The following is a 22,536-nucleotide window of genomic DNA, read 5'->3' on the forward strand; positions in this document are numbered from 1 at the left end:
CTCTTAAAAGCATATATGCAAACATTAGATAAAATCCCTACCGGTAAAATTGAACGCGCAGGTAAATTAGTCAGGACCGGGGCCAAGATAGGTGGGAACTATATTAAGTATTACAGTAAGAAACTAGTGCAACCCGATCTTGGGAGAGACGAATTGGACCAGGACAATGCCGGGGATATCTATGACGGTTTAAAAAGCCTTAAGGGCAGTGCCCTGAAAGTCGCCCAGATGCTCAGCATGGATAAAAATCTCCTTCCCAGGGCTTATGTTGAAAAGTTTTCTTTGGCTCAATTTTCGGTGCCACCACTATCTGCACCCTTGGTGCGCAAGACATTTTTTAAGTATTTCGGGAAATACCCGGAAGACCTTTTTGACGATTTTAATTCTTCCGCTGTCAATGCGGCCAGTATAGGACAGGTTCACCGGGCCCGTAAGAATGACAAAGCACTGGCAGTAAAGATTCAGTATCCCGGGGTGGCGGCCAGTATTAAAAGCGACCTGGCCCTGGTGAAGCCCATTGCCATACGGATGTTTAACCTGGAGGGTAAGGATACAGATAAATATTTCAGGGAGGTAGAAGAGAAATTGGTGGAAGAAACCAACTACCTGCTGGAATTAAAGCAAAGCAGGGAGATTACGGAGGCTTGTGCCGTACTGCCTGGGATAGATTTCCCACAATATTATCCTGAATTATCCAGTGACAGGATACTGACGATGGACTGGATGCACGGAAAGCATCTTAGTGAATATACCGCCTCAGATTATGATAAGGAAGAAGCCCGCGGATTGGGACAGTCTTTATGGGATTTCTACATGTTCCAGATGCACGGGCTGCGAAAGGTGCATGCAGACCCTCACCCGGGAAATTTCCTGGTGAGTGAACAGGGCAGGCTGATCGCTATAGACTTTGGTTGCGTCAAAGAGATCCCGGAATCCTTTTATGTCCCCTATTTTGAACTTGCTAAACGGGAGACGATAGAGGACGAAGCATTATTCACGGAGAAATTGTTCGAGCTGGAGATCCTGACAGAAAAGGACAGCGCTGAAGAGCGGGTTTTCTTCCAGCATTTGTTCAAGGAGATGCTCAGCTTGTTTACGGCCCCTTTTAACGAGGAGTATTTTGATTTTGGAGACGAACATTTCTGGGAGCGCATAGCCAGCCTCAGTACCCGCTTGTCTAAGGGCGAAGAGATACGAAAGCTGAACTCTAACAGGGGGTCTAAGCATTTTCTATATATCAACAGGACCTTTTTCGGGCTTTATAATATGCTTTACGACCTGAAGGCCAGGGTAGAAGTGAATGGCTTCAGAAAATTCATGGATTAAACTTCTTGTAACACCTCCTCATTTTCAATCGATTTTTGTCTATTTTAGATAAATTTGCGCTCCCGCGTACGGCCGAACCGTAACCTGGGAAACGCCAAACTAAACTAGATATGTACAATAGTAAGATAAAAGGCCTGGGCTACTATGTCCCTGACAATGTCGTGACCAACGACGACTTGTCTAAGCTGATGGATACCAATGATGCCTGGATACAGGAACGGACCGGGATACAGGAACGCCGGCACGTGGTAAAGGGAGAAGACACTACCACGAGCATGGGGGTAAAAGCCGCCAGGATCGCTATAGAAAGAGCCGGTATCGATAAGGATGAAATTGATTTTATAGTATTTGCCACCCTCAGCCCGGATTACTATTTCCCGGGTCCGGGAGTGCTGGTACAACGAGACCTCGGTCTTCCGACAGTGGGAGCTATCGATGTCCGCAATCAATGTTCAGGTTTTGTCTATGGTCTTTCTGTAGCAGACCAGTTCGTTAAAACCGGGATGTATAAGAATGTCCTGGTGATCGGTTCAGAATTGCACTCCCATGGCCTGGATATGACCACTCGGGGAAGAGGTGTATCGGTAATTTTCGGGGATGGAGCCGGGGCAGCCGTCGTCAGCCGGGAGGAAGATAACAGCAAAGGTATTCTCTCTACGCACCTGCATTCTGAAGGGCAGCATGCTGAAGAACTTTCACTGCTGGCCCCCGGAATGGGAAGCCGCTGGGTGACAGACATCATAGAAGAGAACGATCCCGATGATGAATCCTACTACCCGTATATGAACGGGCAGTTCGTCTTTAAGAACGCCGTTGTGCGCTTCAGCGAGGTCATTATGGAGGGGCTCGAAAAGAATGGCCTGAAGAAAGAAGATATCGATCTGCTTGTACCGCACCAGGCCAACCTGAGGATCTCCCAGTTCATCCAGAAGAAATTCGGGCTCAGCGATGACCAGGTATTCAATAATATTATGAAATACGGGAACACCACAGCCGCCTCGATCCCGATAGCTCTTACCGAAGCGTGGGAGCAGGGTAAGATCAAAGAAGGTGACCTGGTAGTCCTAGCTGCATTCGGAAGTGGTTTCACCTGGGGTAGTGCAATTATCAGGTGGTAAACCCGGTAAGTAGAAAACAAGAAGAACCCTGTTCGGCCAGAACAGGGTTCTTTGTTTGGAACTCCGTGGGATCAGAGGATACCCCCGCTGCTTTCCTTGGTGCGATCGTCTCTCTGTTTTCTTTGGCTCTGCCTGTTCTTCCCGCTGCCAAATCGATAGGATAAACCTGCATATACATTCTGGCTTTCCCAATTAAACTGTCCGTTCTGGGCATAGGGTCTTTGACCGTCAAAGGCAAACCGCATGGTGTTGAACACATCGTTAAAATTGAGGCTTAGGGTGCCCTTGCCGTCTGCAAAACTGTAACGTGCCCCGGTATTAATGAAATACATGGGTTCTACCAGGAACTGGAGATTTTGGTTCTGACCACGGTAAAAGCCGAATAATTGCAAGGTCAGTTTCTTGGTAACCGTAAAGCTCTGGTTAAGACGCAGGTTCCAGGCGGTGTTCTCTACATTGACATCCTCTGTGCTGATATCCTCTTCCGTAATCGGCGGATCAGAATGGTCCAGCACTTCTGTGATACCCCGCTGGGTTTGGTTGTATAGATCAAAACTGCCATTGATGCTCCACCATTCCAGGGGTTTGTAATTAGCAGTGAATTCAAAGCCATAGGCCGAGGTGTTCTCGAAATTATCATAGGTCAGGATAAGCTTGTTGAGGTCCAGTCGGTCTACATAGACAGCCCTGTTGATCTCGTCCTGTATTCTGCGGTAGAATATACCGGAAGTGAAACTTCCTTTTTCCAGCCTGTGGGTATAGTTCAGTTCATAAGAATCTGTGAACTGGGGTACCAGGGAAGGATTTCCGAATCCTGAGATCAGGGGTGTGGCCCATTCCCGGATCGGGTTCACCTGCCCGAGGCCCGGCCGGTCTACCCGCCTGCTGTAACTGATTTGGAACTGGTCTTTCTCTGCCGGGGTATAGGTCAGGAAGGCCGAAGGGTACAACTGGAAATACTGGTCTGTAAAGGCCCTGACCTGGTTCGTATCTGCTTTTACAGTGACGTCCTCTGCCCGGACACCGGCCTGGTAAGACCATTTCTCATAGGTCTTCCCGAAGGTGACATAGGCTGAATAGATGTCCATCCCATATACGAATTCGGTTGCAGGAGTGGGGACGAGCTCGCCATCAGAATTAAAGGATTGGCCGGTAGACCGGTACCCTACCACGGTCTCAAAACTGCGGAGTTCCAGCCCGGTTTCCAGTTTGGTAATCGAGTCCAGGGGGTTTACATAATCCAGGTTGACAATGGTTTGGGTGCGTTCCGTATCCACGAAATCTTTATAATCTTGCAGGAAAGTATTGCCGCTGAAGCGGAAATCAGCATCTTCATCATCCTTGAAACGGTTGTAATCGGCTTCCAGTTCCAGGTTATGTCCTTCCTTGTTAAAGTCCCACTTGTAATCAAAGTTATACTGGGCGCTGCGGTTATGGTTCCGGTTAAAGAAATTCTGCATATTACTCAGCCCGGGCATGTCCTCGACGGTGATGGCTGTGATTCCGAGTCCCTTTCCGTCAAACGTATTCTGGTTAGTGAAGAAAGACAGGGTATGATGGTCATTTAAATAGAAATCGATTCCCGCCTTATAGAGATGAGATTTATTATTGTTTAAAAAATCAAATTCCTGTAGCAGCCGTTCTTCTTCCCGGAGGACAAACCCATTATTTACGTATTTCCCGATATTGGTGCCATAGCTTCCGTACAGGTTGACCTTCCCATGGCGATAATTAAGGTCTACCGTATTATTGAACTTGGCTTCTATCCCCACTGTAAGGCCGGTGCTGAGGTTCCCGTTGAAGCCGATATTGGCATTTCGGTGAAGTACGATGTTGATGATCCCGCTCATCCCCTCCGGGTTGTACTTGGCCGAGGGATTGGTGATCAGTTCTATCGATTTAATAGATGTAGAGGGAATCTGCCGTAATAACTGGGCTACCGGGATATTGGATAATTTACCGTCTACCATGACGCGTACGTTCGAGTTCCCTCTCAGGGTCAGCTCCCCGGTCTGCTGGTCCAGGTTTACGGAGGGGATATTGTTCATGATATCCGAGGCTGTAGCTCCGGCTGTGGTCAGGTCTTTCCCTACGTTGACCACTTTTCGGTCTATCCGCTGTTCAATGGTAGATCGTTCTGCAACCACATCCACCCCGGAAAGTTCTTCTGCATATTCTTCCAGGCTGATGACACCTATTTCGTGTTCTCTTTCTGATTTGCTGATGCTGAACTGCAGGCTCTGTGTTCGGTACCCGATAAATTGAACCTGCAGTGTAAATTCGCCTTCGGGCAGGTTATTAATGGTAAAACTGCCGTCTTCTGCGGTAATACCGCCGGTAACCGTACTGTCTCCGGGTATTGATTTGACTACAACTGCGGCATAGGGGATAGGTTCTCCACTACCGGAATCTATTACCTTCCCGGTTACAGACCCAATTTTTATATCCGGATCTGTGGGCATCCCGTAGGATGTACTGTAAATAGCGACTATCAGAATCGCTGCTAGGATATTTCTCATGAGGTTCGTTCAATTGATTTATGAGTGATGATTGATGATCGATGATACTTAATTGACGCACTGTTGTAAGATTTGTTACAAACAGCATTAAAAATTTAGCGGGATAATTGGCTGATTAGCAGGCGGGAACCCTGGTGATTTTGAGGGGAACCAGGGAGCAGGGCAAAAAAGAATAGGGATAAAGTACTTTTATAATTGATAAAACCCCGATGTTTCCACCGGGGTTTCTCCCATCAGGCCGTCATACTAAACACTAACCATTAACTATCAAAAATATGACCGCACTGACGAATAGGTTAACCTTTATATATTAGACGCAGTAGAATTAAAATCGTTGCAACACTTAACACACTTTAACAAAGAATAATGAGCCAGAAGAATACACTTGTTTTCGGAGCTTCTGTTAAACCATCCAGGTACAGTAATATTGCGATCCGCAGGCTTGTAGAAAAAGGGATAGCGGTCACCGCTTTCGGACTGCGTGAAGGTATTGTTGCAGGAGTACCTGTTCAAACCAGCCTGGAAGGCATCTCCGGTGTCCACACGGTCACCCTGTATATGAACCCCGCAAGGCAGGAGGCATACTACGAGGATATAATCCGCTTAAAACCAGAACGGGTCATCTTTAACCCCGGAACGGAAAATCCGAAGTTTTACAAATTATTGGAACAGGAAGGGATAGAAGCAGAAATTGCCTGTACATTGGTTCTCTTATCCATGTCGCAGTTCTGATTCCTGTTGCTTAGTATCTCTTATCAGATATAAACCCAGGAATGTAAGCAGGCCATTGATCGGTAACAGTTCGTAGCCAAATATATACCCACCCAGGTACTCTGCGGGAATGTTGGCGATTCCCATGATAAATAAGACAGAAACCAGGGCAACCACCCATACGTACCGGTCCTTGATGGTGTGTGTAGTGAAGATGCCAAACGTGAACAATCCCAGTAAAGGGCCATAGGTGTAAGTCGCAACAGTGAGCAGCCCGTCTATAACATTACGGTCCAGGACATACTTAAATATAATCACAACAGCGATGAGCAACAGGCTCATCCCAATATGTGTAGCTTTCCTTATCCTTTTGCGGCGTGCTTCAGCTCTCTTTTGAATCCCGAGGAAATCCACGCAGAAGGAGGTGGTCAGCGAGGTGAGAGCGCTGTCTGCACTGCTGTAAGCAGCTGCTATCAATCCCAACATAAAGGTGATGGCGACAACAATGCCCAGGCCGCTGTTCAGGGCGATCTCGGGGAAAAGCAGGTCTGCTTTGGGGCTGCCATCCATCAGCGGTAGCCCGATCCCGAACTTAGCGGAGTAGATAAATAGTAATGCACCCAATAGCAGGAATAAGAGGTTGACGGCCACCAGGACTATGCTGAAAGACACCATGTTGGTCTGGGCCTCGCCAAGATTCCTGCAGGTAAGGTTTTTTTGCATCATATCCTGGTCCAGACCTGTCATGCAGATCGTAATGAAGATCCCGCCTACGAACGATTTCAGGAAATTATTCCTGTCCATCAGGCTGTCGGTAAAGAAAACCTGGCTATACTCTTCTAATTCGGAGGACCCCAGAAATTGCGCAAAACTCCAGTCCAGCTTGTCCAGGATGAAATAGATAGACAATCCCACGGACAGCAGCATGAATAAGGTCTGCAGTGTATCTGTCCAGACGATGGTCTTGATTCCTCCCCTGAAGGTGTAAATCCATATCAGGGCGATAGAGAATACCACGGTGAGCTCAAAGGGAAAACCGAAAGCATCGAAGACAAATTGCTGGAGCACGATAGCGACAAGGAATAGCCTGAAGGCTGCGCCCAGGACGCGGGATATAAAGAAGGAGAAGGCGCCTACCTTGTAGCTGTAAAAACCAAACCGCTGTTCCAGGTATTCGTAGATAGAAGTGACGTTCAGCCGGTAATAGAGAGGGAGTAATACGTATGCAACCACGAAATAACCTGCCAGGTAACCCAGTACTACTTGCATATAGCTGAATTCCGAAGCCTGTACCCATCCCGGGACGGAGATAAAGGTTACCCCGGAAAGGGAGGCTCCGATCATCCCGAAGGCGACGATATACCAGGGAGATTGCTTCCCGGCTTTAAAGAAATCCTCGTTAGAGTCATTCTTCCCGGTAAAATAGGATATCAGTAATAATAGTAGGAAATATGCGCCTATCAGAAGCAGGATATGCGAAGCGGTCATAGAAATTAATTTCCGACGCAAAGTACGAAAACTTAAAACATTATGTAATTTTGCTTTTATGGAATTTTCGTCCAAATTGCTGGAAAATGCTGTGCGTGAAATGTCCCAGTTACCGGGCATTGGTAAGCGTACAGCCTTACGGCTTGTGCTCCACCTGCTCAAGCAACCCGAAAGTCAGACCAGGCAGTTAACCGCTGCCCTGAACTCGCTGAAAGAAGAGGTGAAGTTCTGTCGTAATTGTCATAATATCTCTGATGTCAGCTTGTGCGAGATCTGTGCGAGTCCAAAGCGCGAAAAGGAATTAGTCTGCGTGGTTGAGGACATCCGTGATGTGATGGCTATTGAAAATACTTCGCAGTACAAAGGATTATACCATGTACTGGGAGGCAAAATTTCCCCGATGGAAGGAATAGGACCACAGGATCTGACCATAGCTTCGCTGGTTGATAAGGTTCGCCAGGGAGAGATCAACGAACTGATCTTTGCCCTGAGTTCTACCATGGAAGGAGACACTACCAATTTTTATATATATAAACAACTGGAAGGATTAGAGGTGAAGATGTCTACTATCGCCCGTGGAATTGCCGTCGGTGATGAACTTGAATATGCAGATGAGGTGACCCTGGGGCGTAGTATTCTTAACCGGATCCCATTTGAAGGCTCTCTGAAATCATCGTAAAAATATCGACGAGATTAAGGAATTCTGAGAATAGCCTTGAATTTTTATTATTTTTGCAAAAATTAATTTAAAAAACGTACCTGAACTATCAATATGTCAAAATTCGAATTAAAGTTACCGCAGATGGGCGAAAGTGTTGCCGAAGCGACCTTAACTTCCTGGCTTAAAGAAGTGGGAGATACCATCGATATGGATGAGGCTGTTTTTGAGATCGCCACGGACAAGGTAGATTCTGAAGTGCCCAGTGAAGTAGAGGGGGTTTTAAAAGAAAAATTATTTGATATTGACGATGTGATCAAGGTAGGTCAGACCGTCGCCATCATAGAGATCGAGGGCGATGCTCCCGATTCCGGCGGAGAGGAAAAGCAAGAAGAGGCCGAAGCCGCACCCGCGGAAGCAGAGGCTATTGAAGAGGAGATCCAGGTAACACGCGAAAGTGTTAGCAGCGGAACCCCGGATTACAGTGGAAGTGATCGTTTCTATTCCCCGCTGGTGAAGAATATTGCCAGGGAAGAGGGTATCAGTGTCTCAGAGCTTGACAAGATCAATGGTAGTGGAAAAGAAGGCCGGGTTACCAAGAACGACATCCTTTCTTATATCGAGAACAGGAAGTCCGGTAAGGTTGCTTCCCAGGGTGAACCTGCAAAAGAAACTCCAGGCGCATCTCAGCCTTCGGCGCAGAAAGAAGCTTCCCCTGCCAAACCACAACCAGCCCCGGTAAAAGCCCAGGCAGGTGACGAGGTGGTTCCTATGAGCAGGATGGGTAAATTGATTGCCCAGCATATGGCGGATAGTGTTTCTACCTCTGCCCATGTGCAGAGCTTTATCGAAGTAGATGTCACCAAGGTAGTACAATGGAGAAATAAGCATAAAGTCTCATTTGAGAAACGCGAAGGGGAGAAACTGACATTTACTCCTATTTTTATGGAGGCAGTGGCAAAGGCCCTGAAAAAGCATCCCATGCTGAATATATCCCTAAGCGGGGATTCCGTGATCAAGAAGAAGAATATCAATATTGGTATGGCAGCCGCGCTGCCTGACGGCAACCTGATCGTTCCCGTGATCAAGAATGCAGACCAGTTAAACCTGGTGGGGATGGCTAAAGTCGTAAATGACCTCGCCAACAGGGCACGGACCAATAACCTGAAGCCTGACGAGATCAAAGACGGAACTTATACCGTGACCAATGTCGGTACTTTCGGGAGTGTATTCGGTACCCCGATCATTAACCAACCCCAGGTGGGAATACTCGCGTTGGGTGCTATCCGGAAGGTTCCTTCGGTCATAGAGACAGAGGATGGCGATTTTATTGGTATCCGTCATAAGATGTTCCTCTCTCACAGCTATGATCACCGCGTGGTGAACGGGGCCCTGGGAGGAATGTTCATCAAGACTGTGGCCGATTTCCTGGAAGACTGGGACCCGGACAGGGAGATATAAATTAAAGCTGAAAGAGCCGCGAAGTTATTGCGGCTCTTTTCTTTTTATCCCGCTTCTCGTTACGCTGGCCCGGGCGGCATTTTCAACAAAGGTTCATTCAGCGAATTATTGATATTTTGACGATGTGTTTCCTTTGACAAAAACTATCTTTGTGCAAACCCTAAAGGATGGAGTTACAACTCAGCAGACCAATATGTTTTTTTGACCTGGAGACCACGGGTACTAATGTGGCTAAAGACCGTATTGTAGAAATTTCTATTTTAAAATTATTCCCGAATGGTAACCGGGAAAGTAAGACCTGGTTGGTGAATCCGGAAATGCCTATACCGGCTGAATCTGCCGCGATCCATGGTATTACGGATGAGAAAGTTGCCAATTCACCTACGTTTAAGGAGATTTCCAGGGAGGTCTACCAGATGATCAAGGATTGCGACCTGGCAGGTTATAATTCCGATCGTTTTGACATCCCCTTACTGGCGGAAGAAATGCTGCGTGCCGAAGTGGATTTTGATATGAAGAATACCGTTTCTGTAGATGTACAGACCATTTTTCATAAGATGGAGAAAAGAACCCTGGAGGCTGCCTACAAGTTCTATTGCGATAAAGACCTTAAAGGAGCGCACAGCGCCGAGGCCGATACCCTGGCGACCTGCGAGGTACTGATGTCTCAGCTGGATCGTTACCCGGAATTGGAGAACAATGTCAGGAAACTTGCAGAATTTACAAAGCGGAACGAGCTGGTCGATTTTGCCGGGTTTATTGCGAGGGACGAATCCGGGGAAGAGATCTTTGCTTTCGGAAAGCATAAAGGCAAAAAGGTTCACGATGTACTGGAGGAGGAGCCTGGCTATTTTGGATGGATCCTGAATGCGGATTTCCCATTGTATACCAAGAAGGTACTGACCCAGATCAAATTAAGTAAACTCAATAACAAATTGGGCTGAGAGGTCCCGCCGCGTTACGATGAAGATCATTTGTATAGGGCGAAATTACGCCGATCATATAAAGGAACTCGCCAATGAACGCCCGGCAGAACCGGTGGTGTTCATCAAGCCTGACTCGGCTGTGCTGCCCAAGGAACAGGCTTTTTACATCCCCGAATTCTCACAGGACGTGCACTATGAACTGGAGGTACTGGTGAAGATCAAAAAGGTCGGAAAGCACATCCAGGAGAAATTTGCCCATAAGTATTACGACGAAGTAGGTCTGGGTATAGATTTCACGGCCAGGGACCTGCAGCAGGAGTTAAAGGCGAAAGGCCTTCCCTGGGAGAAGGCCAAGGGTTTTGACGGGGCAGCAGTCATTGGGAAATGGGTTCCAAAAAACAGGTATAAGGATCTGCAGGATCTTAATTTTAAGCTGCTGCGTAATGGTGAGACCGTGCAGGATGGAAATACAGGGCTGATGCTCTGGAAGATCGATGAACTGATTGCCTATGTGAGCCGGTTTTTCATGCTTAAAAAAGGAGATATACTGTTTACCGGTACCCCGGCCGGTGTTGGCCGGATTAGTGCAAATGATTACCTTTCCGGATACCTGGAAGGCGAAGAGATGTTTTCTGTCAAAATCAAATAAATGATATACAACTTAGATAAAATTAACGAAATGGCCGAGGGAGACGAAGACTTCGTCTTGTCGGTGATATCGGTATTCCTGGAAGAAGTCCCTGTAGACCTGGAGGCCCTGGAACAAGGTATCTCTTCCCGGGATCATAACCAGGTTTACCAGATGGCGCACAAGATCAAACCCAGCGTTGATCTCCTGGGGATGGAACAAACCCGTGCAACAGCCCTGGAGATCGAAACATTAGGTAAGAACGAGGCTAATATGGATGAAATCGCTAAGAAGTTTCCCACTTTGAAGACAGATATACTCCAGGTTATCTCCGAACTTAAAAAGGACTTCCATATCTGATGTTAGCAGAGATCATCACCATAGGGGATGAGATCCTGATCGGCCAGATCGTCGATACTAATTCCGCTTTTATTGCCAAAGAACTCAATAAGATCGGGATCACCATACACCAGATCACTTCTGTACCGGATGAAAGGGAGCATATACTGAAAGCCCTGCGTGACGCTGAGGCCAGGGTAGGATTCGTTATCCTTACCGGAGGGCTGGGCCCTACCAAGGATGATATTACCAAACTCACCCTGTGTGAATACCTGGAAGACGAGCTGGTGATGAACGAGGAGGTGCTGGAGCATATAGAGGAGCTCTTCCGGAAACATATCAGCAGTACTCCAATTTCGGATATGAACAGGGACCAGGCAAGGCTTCCGGCCACTGCGATTCCCCTGCATAACCCCTACGGGACTGCTCCGGGGATGTGGATGCAGCGACACGGGACGGTTATCGTTTCCCTGCCAGGTGTTCCCTATGAAATGAAACACCTGCTCAAAGAATCGGTAATCCCGAAAATGGTCTCGGAATACGAACGTCCCTATATTATTCACAAGACTATCATCACTTACGGCCTGGGGGAAAGTGCTATAGCCGAAAGGATCTCGGAGTTCGAGTCGGCCTTGCCCGATTTCATGAAGCTCGCTTATCTTCCCAACCTGGGTAAGGTCAGGTTACGGCTCTCCGCTAAAGGCACCCGCCTGGAACCCCTGCAGGAAGCTATTGCTGAGGCCACCAAGACTCTTCATACCCTGATAGGTGAACTGATCTACGGTGAAGAGGACGATGAGAATATTGAAATAGGAGTAGGTCGTTTGCTGACCAAGAAAGGGGTAAGTCTTGCGACCGCCGAAAGTTTCACCGGGGGACGTATTGCTGAAATGATCACTGCTATACCGGGGGCGTCAGTCTATTTTAAAGGTAGCGTGGTTTCCTATGCTACCGAAACAAAAATTAATGTGCTCGGGGTGCCAGAAGCTCTCATAGATACACATACGGTTGTGAGTAAAGAAGTGGCAGAAGCCATGGCCACACAGGTCAGGAAATTAATGAGATCGGATTTTGCCATTGCCACCACTGGGAATGCCGGACCTACCAAAGGAGATTCTGATGCAGACATAGGAACGGTGTTTATCGCAATAGCGGGCCCGGACGGAGTTAAGGCTGAAAAATTCAGTATGGGAAACCACCGAACCAGGATCGTGACAAAATCGGCTCACAAGGCTTTTGAAATGCTGCAAAAAGAAATTTTAAAATTCTGACTAAGAATTTTGTGCGTCCCGTAAAAATGCTATAAATTTGCAGCCTGTTTTAAATCAAGTAAAAAGTAGCGCCATGTCAAAAGTCTGTGAACTTACAGGAAAGAGAGCGATGTTTGGAAATAATGTATCTTTTTCCATCAACAAGACCAGGAGAAGATTTGATGTAAACCTTTCTAAGAAGCGTTTTTATATCCCAGAAGAGGATCGTTGGATCACGCTTAAGGTTTCCGCCAGGGCGCTCAAGGCAATCAACAAAAAAGGAATTTCTGCGGTCTTGAAAGAGGCCCGTCAGCAAGGGTTGATTAAGTAATTCGATAAAATTTAGCATCCAATGGCAAAGAAAGGCAACAGAGTACAAGTGATATTAGAGTGTACCGAACACAAGAATTCGGGTATGCCAGGGACTTCCCGTTACATCACCACGAAGAATAAGAAGAATACTCCGGATCGAATGGAACTTAAAAAGTTCAACCCGATCCTGAAGAAAATGACAGTCCATAAAGAGATAAAATAATAAGCCATGGCAAAGAAGACAGTAGCATCCTTACAAACAAGCTCCAAAAGACTTACCAAAGCTATCAAGATGGTAAAGTCTCCTAAGACAGGGGCTTATACTTTTGTAGAATCTGTAATGGCACCTGAGGCGGTTAACGAATGGTTAGCTAGTAAATAACAGGTCGTCAAATATAAAATACAGAGCCGCTTTGAAAGAAGCGGCTTTTTTATGCCCTGTTGTGGACCGGGACGAGCTTTAAATAAATCTTAGTGCGCTTTTGGCACATAACTAGTTTTCAATTCTCACCCGGCTTTCCCATTACTTTTATATCTTTGATTTTACCTTATTTAGAAGCATATGAGCCTGTTTAAAAAGATATTTTCTTCGGAAAAGAAAGAAACCCTTGATAAGGGGTTAGAAAAGTCCAAGACCACTTTCTTTTCTAAACTCAGCAAAGCAGTTGCAGGAAAATCTAAAGTTGATGATGAAGTTCTTGATAACCTGGAGGAAGTGCTGGTCAGTTCTGATGTCGGGGTATCTACCACGCTTAAAATTATCGACAGGATTGAGGAAAGGGTCGCCCGGGATAAATATATGGGTACAGATGAACTCAATGCTATCCTCCGGGAGGAGATAGGAGCGCTTCTGTCAGAAACTCAAAGCGGGGAAGCAACAGATTTCAGTCTCGCTGCAGATAAAAAGCCTTACGTGATCATGGTAGTCGGGGTCAACGGCGTTGGAAAAACAACAACCATCGGGAAACTGGCGCACCAATTCAAGAACCAGGGAATGAAAGTGGTACTGGGCGCTGCCGATACATTCCGGGCAGCTGCTATAGATCAGCTGCAGATCTGGGCAGATCGTGTATCAGTTCCCCTGATCAAGCAGAAAATGGGAAGTGACCCGGCTTCTGTTGCTTTTGACACGCTTAGTGCCGCGGTATCCCAGGGTGCGGATGTAGTGTTGATCGATACAGCCGGCCGACTTCACAATAAGGTGAACCTGATGAACGAGCTTGGAAAGGTTAAAAGGGTAATGCAAAAAGTGGTCGGCGATGCGCCCCACGAAGTGCTGCTTGTACTGGATGGCTCTACAGGGCAGAATGCTTTTGAACAGGCAAAACAATTTACAAAAGCCACGGATGTTACTTCCCTTGCAGTGACCAAGCTGGACGGAACGGCTAAAGGAGGCGTGGTGATCGGTATCTCGGATCAGTTCCGGATCCCGGTGAAGTATATTGGTGTGGGTGAAGGCATAGAAGACCTGCAGGTCTTTAATAAATACGAATTCGTCGATTCTTTCTTTAAACTGGAATCGTGAGAGCTGTAATGCTCATAGCGTTCCTGTTATACTCTTCTATGGGGATATCACAGCTGGAACACCCCAAGGCGAGTCCGCTTGCCGTCAGTAAACAGCATTTTGGTCTTTCAACGATAACAGTCACTTATTCCCGGCCTGCCGTAAATGGTCGAAAAATTTTTGGGAACCTGGTACCCTATGATCGTATCTGGAGGGTAGGGGCCAATGAATCGACTAAGTTCACCTGTGATTCGGAACTGGAAGTCCTGGGAAGTATTGTTCCTGCTGGTACCTACGCCTTATACGCATTCCCGGGCGAAAAAGTATGGGAGATCGTTTTTCATAAGAATATTACCCACTGGGGTGACGGGAGGGATGCCTATAATTCGGAAGAAGATCTCTTCCGTGTAACGCTCCCGGTTGAAAAACTTCCTGAACTGCAGGAAAACTTCCTCATCACTTTTGATAAGATATCACACAATGACCTGCAAATGCTTCTTGAGTGGGAGTATAGCAGGGTTAGGATTCCCATTGTTACTAACACTCATGACCGGATGCTCAGACAGATAGATTCGGCCATTTCCGGGAATCCCACTGCCCAGACCTATTATGAAGCTGCACGGTATTTACAGGAGCAGCAAACTGATTATGAGACCGCGTTACAGTACCTGGAGCGGGCGATTGTCCTCGGAGGAGATACCTATTATTTTCACCGGGTTAAATCGTTAGTACAGGCAGCCCGTGGAGATTACGGTCCGGCAATAGCTTCTGCCCAACGCTCCATGAAACTGGCAGCGGCAGAGGGAAAGGATGAGTTTGTGCGGATGAACCGGGCGAATATTGAAGCCTGGAAAAAGTTGCAGGACTGAACTGAATGTCCTGGAATTGCGGGGTCTTCCTAAACCGCACTTAACCAGCGAATTAACGGCTTAAGCATTTCTTCTTAAAAACAAGGCGTTTCCAATTCCAAGTTGTATTTTTGCACCCCATTTACAAAGTTATGCGCACTAAGACTCTCAAAAAGAATAAGATCAATATTGTCACCCTCGGCTGTTCCAAGAACGTTTACGATTCCGAGGTATTAATGGGGCAATTGCGAGCCAATAAAAAGGATGTTGCCCACGAGCAGGAGGGAAATATCGTGGTGGTTAATACCTGTGGGTTCATTGATAATGCCAAAGAGGAGAGTGTCAACACCATCCTGGAGTATGTACGAAAGAAGGAAGAGGGATTGGTAGACAAGGTTTTTGTTACCGGATGCCTCAGCGAGCGGTATAAGCCCGACCTTCAAAAAGAAATACCTGATGTGGATGAGTATTTCGGTACCCGTGATCTTCCTCACCTGTTAAAAGCCCTTGGAGCTGATTACAAACACGAGTTGATCGGGGAGCGATTGCTGACCACACCCAAGAATTACGCATACCTGAAAATTGCAGAAGGTTGTGACCGGCCCTGCTCTTTCTGTGCCATACCGCTGATGCGCGGTAAACACCGCAGTACCCCGATAGAAGACCTGGTCACCGAGGCTACATCTCTGGCTGCACAGGGGGTTAAGGAGCTGATCCTTATCGCCCAGGACCTGACCTATTATGGATTAGACCTGTACAAAAAGAGGGCGTTGGCAGAGCTGCTCAGAGCCCTTGTTAAGGTTGAGGGGATAGAATGGATCAGGCTGCATTATGCCTTCCCTACAGGCTTCCCTATGGACGTCCTGGAGGTGATGAAGAACGAGCCTAAGATCTGTAAATACCTGGATATCCCCCTACAGCATATATCTGACCCAATCCTTAAAAGTATGCGAAGAGGAACCACTCAGGAAAAGACAACCAGGCTGTTGCGCGAGATGCGTGAAGCCATGCCCGAGATGGCGATTCGGACCACCCTGATAGTCGGATACCCCGGGGAGACCCAGGAAGATTTTAATACCCTGAAACAGTGGGTGAAAGATATGCGGTTTGAACGACTGGGTTGTTTTACTTACAGCCATGAAGAAAATACGCATGCCTACCAGCTGCAGGATGACGTTCCTGATGAGGTGAAGCAGGAGCGGGCTAACGAGATCATGGAAATACAGTCCCAGATCTCATGGGAGCTTAATCAGCAAACCGTTGGGGAGACTTTCCGGTGTATCATAGATCGCAAAGAAGGAAATTACTTTGTAGGGAGAACACAGTTTGATTCACCCGACGTGGATAACGAGGTCCTGGTAGACGCAACCCAACACTACCTGAAGATCGGGGAATTTGTAGATATTACCATCGATGAAGCCGCTGATTTTGATCTTTACGGAAGTCCCGTCACCATCCCTGAAGCTACTGCTTAAACTAAAGTTTGATCCGGCGTAGTCCAGAGAGCAATGAGCCTCGTGCTATTTGGGATCAAATGTATTAAATGGTCTCTATATATTCACGAAAACATGCCCTGCCAGGGGATCGTTAGTGAGATCAAAAGACGTTTCGTTCAGCAGTATGCCATGTTCCAGGTAAGCTTTAAGATTGGCCAGCCAGAAGGTCCAGCCGTTACTGCACCCGTTGTAGATATTCATTTTGCTGCTTTCATCTGTCGGGATATCGTATTGCTCCAGGGTCAGTAATACCACCCCTTTCTTTTCAGCCAGACGCAGGGAGATCTTGCTGTTCGAAAAAGTGAGTTCCAGGTTATCCTTACCATTAGCTCCCAGGATACTTCCCTTTTCCTCGCCCTCCCAGTTGTGCCATTGCCACCGGTATACGTCTCCTTCTTCAACAAGTTCTGAAGCATCTCTTTTATGCCCCTCTTTGCTCGTGTACTGTGCTGATCGCAGGAACCAGGATGTAATTCCAGCTTCGGTGGCCCAGCAGTAATATATACGCTCCAAAGGGGCGTTGAGATAGATCTTTTTCACAAATCTGTCAAATGATAGTCCGCTTTCCATGATCACTTCTTTTGCTGTTGCTGTTCAAATTGGTAAACGCCCCGACCCAGGGCTGCCAGGAAGGGTATTCCTGTTTCTTCGTATTCGTATTCATCATCGTTATAGATCCCGTTTTCATTCACATGGAGGGTGGCGCTCAGCAGGAACTCGATCTTATTCTCCTTATCCCTGATGTACGCCACATCGGTCAGGGTCCCGTAGGCATATCCCACCTTGTTATAGATCTCGATATTGCCGGGAACAGGCTTCTTGCTGTCACCGTAGATAAAGAATTTCCCGTAAGAATCATGAAACTCACCGGGGTCATAGCCCGCTTCCCGGGGGAGGGTTTTCATGGACTGCAGTAAGAAATGCCTTTGTTCCTTTGTGATGGAAAACTGCTGGTCCTTGGGAAACTGGTCCGGGAAGACGAGACGTTTTAAAATTTCGTGTTGTGTCCTGAGCGGGTAGTAGTTCTTCAGGGCAAAACTGAAAGGGGAGTGGTAGAGAGAATCACCTTTGACGTACCCAACACCTTTCTCAATGCCTTTAAGGTTTAAAGCCAGGGCCGGCTTGTTGTTGATTGCCCGGCTGGGTGTCAGGGTACTGTCGTTGAGGTACAGGATCAAAGGTCTGGTGGTAAGGCGCTCTGACGGATCACCCAGTCGGTGTGAGATCCGTACAGGTCCTGCCTCTTTAGCCAATAACCTGCGATTGATATCATCCTGTCCCAGGAATTCTAGCAGGCGGTTACTGGCTGCATTATCACTCAGGGCGAAAATGGCGGTGATGTCATTGGCGAAGGTTGTCTCCAGGGTATCTCCTTCAATGTAAAACCGGGTGTTTCGGTCAAGGGAATCTATCTCGTTAAGTTTCTCCAGTGCAAGAACTGCTATGGGTAGTTTTACCGTACTGGCAGGGTAAAAATAATCGTCTGCTGCTTCCCTGAAATAGTGATCTTCAAAGACGACCTGTTCATCGGACCGCTTAATGCGGGTATAGATTACCTGAACCTCGAATTTTTCAGGTTCTTTCATCACCCTGGTGATATCCGGGTCTTCAGACGAAAGAATATGGAACAGGGGGTCCGGGACAGGTTTTACTTCCGGTTTACACCCCTGCAGCCCCGTTAAGATCAGTACCAGGAAAACTGTTACTCTAATGATTCCCATTTATGGTTCGTATAATTCACCCCTGTGGGGCTTTAAGGCGTCACGGACAACGGGCATCTTAGCTGAAGGAACTACCATGAAAGCTATGCTGTGTTCGGGACTGAGCTGTTTATGCCCGGCAATCTGGGACGACAGTCCTTCATTGACCATGTATTCCTTTAGGTGTTCATGATGATGCCGTGCAATGGGGAACGCATCCGGTCCCCGGAAATCCCAGATCAGTTTAATTTGTTGTTCCATAGGGTGGGGGTTTATTAACTTTCCTGCACTGACCGACCTTCCTCTGCGAATGCTTTAAAGTCTTTCATATACTGCAAAGATTGTTTTTTAAATGCACCCGGCATCAGGAATGCCATCATCTTCATAAAAAAACCGGAGAATTCGAATTTAGTTGCTGAAATCCAGCGGGTCTGGTTTTCTCCTGTCTCTTCGAAGAAATTCTTTTGCAGGTTATGTACTCCTTTGGTGTCATAAGTGGCATGAAATGCCTCCGGAAAATCCCTGGTCAGTATTGTTTCAATGAGGACCAGTTCTCTTTTCCCCATTTTATAATGCATTTCCATTTTACTCCCTTCCATGCCCGGCTCCCCGGAAAGAACTTTATAAGAAACCAGGCCTTTCTGCCAATGCTTCATATTTTCTGCGTTGTCCAGTTTTCGGATCACTTCTTCTCGCGGGAGATCTATTACGATTTCGGTGGTATATTTCATGCCGTTGATTGAATCTTATCTAAAATAAGAAAATAGCGGTTACCCGTCTCTAAAAAAGTGTTAATCAGTATTTGGATTACTTGCCTACCTGCTGCTAATTCTTATTTTTGCCCAATGCTTTTCATAAAGAAATTAGTAGGTCGATCCTTTTCCTTCACGGGCCTCTTGATATTTTCACTGGTCCTGGTTTCTTGTGAGGGCCTCTGGCGGGAAGATCCGGAAAAAGAACCGCTTGCCAGGGTGGGTGATAATTACCTGTATTACGATGACCTTCAGACCCTGCTCAGCGATGATATGAGTCCGGCGGACAGTGCTTCCTATGTTTCTAATTACATCAGGGACTGGGCGACCAAACAGTTACTCCTATCCAAGGCGCGGATCAACCTTACCGAGGAGGAGCTGGAGAAATTTGACCTGCTGGTCTCCAATTACCGCACAGATCTTTATACCCGGGCATACAAAGAAGTCCTGGTAGATCAAAAAGGAGATACCACTGTGACCCAGGAACAACTGGAGCGTTTCTATGAAAATGAGAAAGATAATTTCCGGTTAAAGGAAAAGCTGGTGAAACTACGTTACGCTGAATTACCACGTCAATTTCTGAACCTGGATGAAGTTACAGCGAGGATACAACGATTTAACGAGCAGGACCATCGTTTCCTGGATTCGGTAGGCGTGCAGTTCAAGAAGCTTAATTTTAACGATTCCCTCTGGGTTCCTGTTTCCAGGGTGATCCAGGAAATCCCCCCGATTAATGCTGAAAACGAGTCCAGGTACTTAAATAAATCACAATTTTTTCAGCTGGAGGATTCTACAGGGGTATATTTGGGCAAGGTTCTTGATATCCTTCCCCTGAACGAGATAGCCCCGCTCTCATATATTAAACCTACGATCAGGCACGTACTCCTGAACCGGAGAAAACTGGATTACCTGCGGCGCCTTGAAACAGAAATAATTGATGAAGCGACAAAAGAAAAAGAATTTGAAGTTTATGAACGCAAGAAATAGTACCCTGTTAATTGCCTTGTTTTTTACATTGGGTGGCATGCTTTCTGCCCAGCAAAGAGACCAGGTGGGCGATACCCAGATCGAACCCCCGGAGCCTGTGCTCGAAACTGACCGGGCCGTATATAAAGACAGCCTGAAAAAGAAAGAAAAGGTAAAATTAGACGGGATTGCAGCAGTGGTCGGGGATTACGTAATCCTGGATTCGGATGTTGCAAAAACACTGATAGACCTGGAGAACCAGGGTGCTTCAACCAAAGATATTACCCACTGCAGCCTGTTGGGTAAATTAATGGAAGACCGCCTCTATGCTCACCAGGCTGTACAGGATAGTATATTGGTTTCTGACGACGAAGTAAATGCAACCGGGGACAGGCAGATCCAACAGCTCGTGAGCCAGGTAGGATCTATGGAGAAAGTGCTGGAATTTTACAACAAGGAAGATGTTGAGAGCTTCCGGGAGGAACTTTTCAACATCAATAAACTCCGCATGCTGTCAGAAAAAATGCAGCAGAAGATCATCGGGGAAATACAGGTGACCCCGGAAGAGGTAAGGCAGTTCTTTAACCGGATTCCCGAGGATGAAAAGCCTGTATTCGGTGCCGAGCTAGAGATTGCGCAGATCGTGAAAGAACCCGAGATCCCGGAGGAAGAAAAACAAAAGGTGATCGATAAACTGAACGAGATCAAAGCTGATGTCGAGGATAATGACGCCAGTTTCAGTGTAAAGGCTATACTTTATTCCCAGGATCCCGGTTCCAAGTCCAAAGGTGGATTTTACAGCATGACCCGGCAGACTCCTTTTGTCAAAGAATTCAAGGACGTTGCATTCAGCCTTCGGGAAGGGGAGATATCTGAGCCATTTGAAACCGTTTTCGGTTTTCACATTATCTACATAGAGAAGATACGCGGCCAGGAACTGGACCTGCGGCACATCCTGATACAACCCGAAATACCTCAGAAAGCGATCGATGCAGCCAAGCAGGAACTGGATACTATCCGCCAGCATATACTGGAAGGCAAGTATACCTTTGCGGAAGCGGCACTTAACTTTTCAGATGAGAAAGAAACTAAATTTGACGGGGGTCTGCTGAGGAACCCTACCAATTTTGACTCACGTTTTGAACTCACCAAGATGGACCCTACCCTGTACAACCAGGTAAGGGACCTGAAGGACAACGAGATATCTAACCCTATCCTGGAAACTGATCCAAGGGGAGGTCCTCCGAAATACAAGATCCTTAAAGTGACCAATCGCTACGACGAGCACGAGGCAGATTTTGCGAAGGATTACCTTAAGATCCAGGAACTGGCCCTGAGGGAAAAACAATTTAAAGCCATCCGTAAATGGATGGATACACACATCGAGGATACCTACATTAGTGTGAACGCTGAAAACCGTGATTGTGAATTCCAGAACAATTGGGTAAAAGATTAGGGTATGTCAGACGTTGAAGGTATCCAGAGACTTGTAGAAAAGCATAGAGCACTGCGCGATGAGATCGGGAAGGTGATCATAGGGCAGGAGCAGGTGATAGAACAGATCCTGTTGTCTATTTATACCGGCGGGCATTCACTCCTGATCGGCGTGCCTGGGCTGGCTAAGACCCTGATGGTGCATACAGTTGCAAGTGCCCTGGGGCTGGATTTTAAACGGATACAATTTACCCCGGACCTTATGCCCAGTGATATCCTGGGCAGTGAAGTGCTGGACAAGGAAAGAGCTTTTAAATTCATAGAAGGCCCGGTCTTTGCTAATATTGTCCTGGCTGATGAGATCAACAGGACTCCCCCCAAGACCCAGGCCGCCCTGCTGGAGGCTATGCAGGAAAGGGCAGTGACCATTACCGGAGTTCGCCACCAGTTACCCCTGCCTTATTTTGTACTGGCTACCCAGAACCCGATAGAACAGGAGGGAACCTACCCCTTACCCGAGGCACAGTTAGACCGCTTCATGTTCGCAATTGAATTAAAATATCCCAGTGTAGAGGAAGAGATCGCTGTAGTGCAACGCACAACCGGAGATGCCACCCCTGATGTTCAGCCATTATTCGATGCGCAATCGCTGATCGACGTCCAACAACTCATCAGGCGGGTTCCCGTACCTGAGAATGTAGTTTCCTACGCGGTAAACCTTGTGAACTCGACCAGACCCGGGCTGGAATCCACCTCGGACTACGTCAACCAGTATGTCGACTGGGGTGCAGGGCCCAGGGCTTCCCAGAACCTGGTCTTAGGAGCCAAAGCCCATGCCGCCATTCACGGTAAATATTCCCCGGATATCGAGGACGTGAAGGCTGTTTCCATGGGTATACTAAGGCACCGTGTTCTTAAGAATTACAAAGCGGAGGCAGAAGGTATTTCCGAAGAGGATATTATCGGAAAGCTACTGTAAGAACAAAAAAACCTGGCTTTTTAGTCCTGCCAGTGGGCCGCGGAAATGAGAATTCTCAACCCAATTCCGATACGGCTGATCATTTCATTGTTTTTCCCTCAAAATTTCTTAAATTTTATAA

The 22,536-nt window shown here is 47.0% G+C and carries 24 protein-coding genes; 18 read left to right on the forward strand and 6 right to left on the reverse strand.

Going from position 1 to position 22,536, the window contains the following annotated elements; translation table 11 throughout:
* Positions 1–15 precede the first annotated feature (15 nt).
* Both CLV82_RS07605 and CLV82_RS07610 read left to right on the forward strand, forming a co-directional pair.
* Positions 16–1,326: an ABC1 kinase family protein gene (locus tag CLV82_RS07605; protein ID WP_133643722.1), complete on the forward strand. Its 1,311-nt coding sequence runs from the start codon at positions 16–18 to the stop codon at positions 1,324–1,326.
* Between the two features lie 110 nt (positions 1,327–1,436).
* On the forward strand, positions 1,437–2,444 hold the full coding sequence (locus CLV82_RS07610) for a 3-oxoacyl-ACP synthase III family protein (protein WP_133643723.1): 1,008 nt from the start codon (positions 1,437–1,439) through the stop codon (positions 2,442–2,444).
* 71 nt (positions 2,445–2,515) lie between these two features.
* On the opposite strand, the gene CLV82_RS07615 is transcribed toward CLV82_RS07610, so the two are convergent.
* Positions 2,516–4,963 (reverse strand): outer membrane beta-barrel family protein, encoded by a 2,448-nt coding sequence (locus CLV82_RS07615; protein WP_133643724.1) that lies wholly within the window; start codon positions 4,961–4,963, stop codon positions 2,516–2,518.
* A gap of 366 nt (positions 4,964–5,329) precedes the next feature.
* Here CLV82_RS07615 and CLV82_RS07620 point away from each other — a divergent pair, with 366 nt between their 5' ends.
* Entirely contained in the window at positions 5,330–5,695 is a 366-nt protein-coding gene (locus CLV82_RS07620) for a CoA-binding protein (RefSeq protein WP_133643725.1), read from the forward strand.
* Here the strand turns inward: CLV82_RS07620 and CLV82_RS07625 are convergent.
* Entirely contained in the window at positions 5,675–7,162 is a 1,488-nt protein-coding gene (locus tag CLV82_RS07625; RefSeq protein ID WP_133643726.1) for a sodium:solute symporter, read from the reverse strand. The two genes, CLV82_RS07620 and CLV82_RS07625, sit on opposite strands and share 21 nt — an antisense overlap.
* Positions 7,163–7,220: 58 nt before the next feature.
* Between CLV82_RS07625 and recR the strand changes: the two genes are divergently transcribed.
* The 12 genes from recR to rimO all read left to right on the forward strand — a co-directional run bounded on the left by recR (position 7,221) and on the right by rimO (position 16,563).
* The gene (gene recR / locus CLV82_RS07630) at positions 7,221–7,841 is read left to right on the forward strand and encodes a recombination mediator RecR (RefSeq protein WP_133643727.1); all 621 of its coding nucleotides are present in this window, start codon (positions 7,221–7,223) and stop codon (positions 7,839–7,841) included.
* A 93-nt stretch (positions 7,842–7,934) separates the two neighbouring features.
* The gene (locus CLV82_RS07635) at positions 7,935–9,281 is read left to right on the forward strand and encodes a dihydrolipoamide acetyltransferase family protein (RefSeq protein WP_133643728.1); all 1,347 of its coding nucleotides are present in this window, start codon (positions 7,935–7,937) and stop codon (positions 9,279–9,281) included.
* Between the two features lie 167 nt (positions 9,282–9,448).
* Complete coding sequence (locus CLV82_RS07640; protein ID WP_133643729.1) at positions 9,449–10,225, forward strand: 3'-5' exonuclease; 777 nt, start codon at positions 9,449–9,451, stop codon at positions 10,223–10,225.
* A gap of 19 nt (positions 10,226–10,244) precedes the next feature.
* Positions 10,245–10,856, forward strand: a complete 612-nt coding sequence (locus CLV82_RS07645) for a fumarylacetoacetate hydrolase family protein (protein WP_133643730.1) — start codon at positions 10,245–10,247, stop codon at positions 10,854–10,856.
* A complete protein-coding gene (locus CLV82_RS07650) occupies positions 10,857–11,195 on the forward strand; it encodes an Hpt domain-containing protein (protein ID WP_133643731.1) in 339 nt (112 codons plus the stop codon).
* Positions 11,195–12,445: a competence/damage-inducible protein A gene (locus CLV82_RS07655; RefSeq protein WP_133643732.1), complete on the forward strand. Its 1,251-nt coding sequence runs from the start codon at positions 11,195–11,197 to the stop codon at positions 12,443–12,445. The genes CLV82_RS07650 and CLV82_RS07655 overlap by 1 nt, the downstream gene beginning before the upstream one ends.
* Positions 12,446–12,518: 73 nt before the next feature.
* Entirely contained in the window at positions 12,519–12,755 is a 237-nt protein-coding gene (gene rpmB / locus CLV82_RS07660; protein ID WP_133643733.1) for a 50S ribosomal protein L28, read from the forward strand.
* A 21-nt stretch (positions 12,756–12,776) separates the two neighbouring features.
* Entirely contained in the window at positions 12,777–12,959 is a 183-nt protein-coding gene (rpmG, locus tag CLV82_RS07665; protein ID WP_133643734.1) for a 50S ribosomal protein L33, read from the forward strand.
* A 6-nt stretch (positions 12,960–12,965) separates the two neighbouring features.
* Positions 12,966–13,118, forward strand: a complete 153-nt coding sequence (locus CLV82_RS07670; RefSeq protein ID WP_133643735.1) for a DUF4295 domain-containing protein — start codon at positions 12,966–12,968, stop codon at positions 13,116–13,118.
* A gap of 180 nt (positions 13,119–13,298) precedes the next feature.
* A complete protein-coding gene (ftsY, locus tag CLV82_RS07675; RefSeq protein WP_133643736.1) occupies positions 13,299–14,261 on the forward strand; it encodes a signal recognition particle-docking protein FtsY in 963 nt (320 codons plus the stop codon).
* The gene (locus CLV82_RS07680) at positions 14,258–15,109 is read left to right on the forward strand and encodes a DUF2911 domain-containing protein (RefSeq protein ID WP_243744169.1); all 852 of its coding nucleotides are present in this window, start codon (positions 14,258–14,260) and stop codon (positions 15,107–15,109) included. Before ftsY ends, CLV82_RS07680 begins: the two co-directional genes overlap by 4 nt.
* A gap of 131 nt (positions 15,110–15,240) precedes the next feature.
* Positions 15,241–16,563, forward strand: coding sequence for a 30S ribosomal protein S12 methylthiotransferase RimO (rimO, locus tag CLV82_RS07685; protein ID WP_133643737.1), 1,323 nt, complete (start codon positions 15,241–15,243; stop codon positions 16,561–16,563).
* A 75-nt stretch (positions 16,564–16,638) separates the two neighbouring features.
* Here rimO and CLV82_RS07690 read toward each other — a convergent pair whose 3' ends face one another.
* From CLV82_RS07690 to CLV82_RS07705, 4 genes are read right to left on the reverse strand one after another with little or no spacing between them, the layout of a single operon-like run.
* Complete coding sequence (locus tag CLV82_RS07690; protein ID WP_133643738.1) at positions 16,639–17,154, reverse strand: SRPBCC family protein; 516 nt, start codon at positions 17,152–17,154, stop codon at positions 16,639–16,641.
* 2 nt (positions 17,155–17,156) lie between these two features.
* Positions 17,157–18,305, reverse strand: a complete 1,149-nt coding sequence (locus tag CLV82_RS07695) for a serine hydrolase (RefSeq protein WP_133643739.1) — start codon at positions 18,303–18,305, stop codon at positions 17,157–17,159.
* On the reverse strand, positions 18,306–18,545 hold the full coding sequence (locus CLV82_RS07700) for a hypothetical protein (RefSeq protein ID WP_133643740.1): 240 nt from the start codon (positions 18,543–18,545) through the stop codon (positions 18,306–18,308). It abuts the gene before it with no gap.
* A 14-nt stretch (positions 18,546–18,559) separates the two neighbouring features.
* The gene (locus tag CLV82_RS07705; protein ID WP_133643741.1) at positions 18,560–19,015 is read right to left on the reverse strand and encodes an SRPBCC family protein; all 456 of its coding nucleotides are present in this window, start codon (positions 19,013–19,015) and stop codon (positions 18,560–18,562) included.
* Between the two features lie 114 nt (positions 19,016–19,129).
* On the opposite strand from CLV82_RS07705, the gene CLV82_RS07710 reads away from it, so the two are divergent.
* Genes CLV82_RS07710 through CLV82_RS07720 form a run of 3 tightly spaced genes read left to right on the forward strand, consistent with a single transcriptional unit; the run spans position 19,130 to position 22,415 of the window.
* Positions 19,130–20,023 carry a peptidyl-prolyl cis-trans isomerase gene (locus CLV82_RS07710; RefSeq protein ID WP_133643742.1) on the forward strand — a complete coding sequence of 298 codons (894 nt, stop codon included), beginning with the start codon at positions 19,130–19,132 and terminating at the stop codon, positions 20,021–20,023.
* Complete coding sequence (locus CLV82_RS07715) at positions 20,007–21,458, forward strand: peptidylprolyl isomerase (protein WP_133643743.1); 1,452 nt, start codon at positions 20,007–20,009, stop codon at positions 21,456–21,458. The genes CLV82_RS07710 and CLV82_RS07715 overlap by 17 nt, the downstream gene beginning before the upstream one ends.
* A 3-nt stretch (positions 21,459–21,461) precedes the next feature.
* Positions 21,462–22,415, forward strand: coding sequence for an AAA family ATPase (locus CLV82_RS07720; RefSeq protein ID WP_133643744.1), 954 nt, complete (start codon positions 21,462–21,464; stop codon positions 22,413–22,415).
* The last annotated feature ends 121 nt before the right edge of the window (positions 22,416–22,536 follow it).

This window comes from Zeaxanthinibacter enoshimensis (assembly GCF_004362865.1).
In the GTDB taxonomy this organism is placed as follows: domain Bacteria; phylum Bacteroidota; class Bacteroidia; order Flavobacteriales; family Flavobacteriaceae; genus Zeaxanthinibacter; species Zeaxanthinibacter enoshimensis.

What these genes read in the sequence shown, in the direction of transcription:
- CLV82_RS07605 (WP_133643722.1), top strand. Translation starts at nt 16, where the DNA reads ATGCAAACATTAGATAAAATCCCTACCGGTAAAATTGAACGCGCAGGT.
- CLV82_RS07610 (WP_133643723.1), top strand. Translation starts at nt 1,437, where the DNA reads ATGTACAATAGTAAGATAAAAGGCCTGGGCTACTATGTCCCTGACAAT.
- CLV82_RS07615 (WP_133643724.1), bottom strand. Translation starts at nt 4,963, where the DNA reads ATGAGAAATATCCTAGCAGCGATTCTGATAGTCGCTATTTACAGTACA.
- CLV82_RS07620 (WP_133643725.1), top strand. Translation starts at nt 5,330, where the DNA reads ATGAGCCAGAAGAATACACTTGTTTTCGGAGCTTCTGTTAAACCATCC.
- CLV82_RS07625 (WP_133643726.1), bottom strand. Translation starts at nt 7,162, where the DNA reads ATGACCGCTTCGCATATCCTGCTTCTGATAGGCGCATATTTCCTACTA.
- recR (WP_133643727.1), top strand. Translation starts at nt 7,221, where the DNA reads ATGGAATTTTCGTCCAAATTGCTGGAAAATGCTGTGCGTGAAATGTCC.
- CLV82_RS07635 (WP_133643728.1), top strand. Translation starts at nt 7,935, where the DNA reads ATGTCAAAATTCGAATTAAAGTTACCGCAGATGGGCGAAAGTGTTGCC.
- CLV82_RS07640 (WP_133643729.1), top strand. Translation starts at nt 9,449, where the DNA reads ATGGAGTTACAACTCAGCAGACCAATATGTTTTTTTGACCTGGAGACC.
- CLV82_RS07645 (WP_133643730.1), top strand. Translation starts at nt 10,245, where the DNA reads ATGAAGATCATTTGTATAGGGCGAAATTACGCCGATCATATAAAGGAA.
- CLV82_RS07650 (WP_133643731.1), top strand. Translation starts at nt 10,857, where the DNA reads ATGATATACAACTTAGATAAAATTAACGAAATGGCCGAGGGAGACGAA.
- CLV82_RS07655 (WP_133643732.1), top strand. Translation starts at nt 11,195, where the DNA reads ATGTTAGCAGAGATCATCACCATAGGGGATGAGATCCTGATCGGCCAG.
- rpmB (WP_133643733.1), top strand. Translation starts at nt 12,519, where the DNA reads ATGTCAAAAGTCTGTGAACTTACAGGAAAGAGAGCGATGTTTGGAAAT.
- rpmG (WP_133643734.1), top strand. Translation starts at nt 12,777, where the DNA reads ATGGCAAAGAAAGGCAACAGAGTACAAGTGATATTAGAGTGTACCGAA.
- CLV82_RS07670 (WP_133643735.1), top strand. Translation starts at nt 12,966, where the DNA reads ATGGCAAAGAAGACAGTAGCATCCTTACAAACAAGCTCCAAAAGACTT.
- ftsY (WP_133643736.1), top strand. Translation starts at nt 13,299, where the DNA reads ATGAGCCTGTTTAAAAAGATATTTTCTTCGGAAAAGAAAGAAACCCTT.
- rimO (WP_133643737.1), top strand. Translation starts at nt 15,241, where the DNA reads ATGCGCACTAAGACTCTCAAAAAGAATAAGATCAATATTGTCACCCTC.
- CLV82_RS07690 (WP_133643738.1), bottom strand. Translation starts at nt 17,154, where the DNA reads ATGGAAAGCGGACTATCATTTGACAGATTTGTGAAAAAGATCTATCTC.
- CLV82_RS07695 (WP_133643739.1), bottom strand. Translation starts at nt 18,305, where the DNA reads ATGGGAATCATTAGAGTAACAGTTTTCCTGGTACTGATCTTAACGGGG.
- CLV82_RS07700 (WP_133643740.1), bottom strand. Translation starts at nt 18,545, where the DNA reads ATGGAACAACAAATTAAACTGATCTGGGATTTCCGGGGACCGGATGCG.
- CLV82_RS07705 (WP_133643741.1), bottom strand. Translation starts at nt 19,015, where the DNA reads ATGAAATATACCACCGAAATCGTAATAGATCTCCCGCGAGAAGAAGTG.
- CLV82_RS07710 (WP_133643742.1), top strand. Translation starts at nt 19,130, where the DNA reads ATGCTTTTCATAAAGAAATTAGTAGGTCGATCCTTTTCCTTCACGGGC.
- CLV82_RS07715 (WP_133643743.1), top strand. Translation starts at nt 20,007, where the DNA reads ATGAACGCAAGAAATAGTACCCTGTTAATTGCCTTGTTTTTTACATTG.
- CLV82_RS07720 (WP_133643744.1), top strand. Translation starts at nt 21,462, where the DNA reads ATGTCAGACGTTGAAGGTATCCAGAGACTTGTAGAAAAGCATAGAGCA.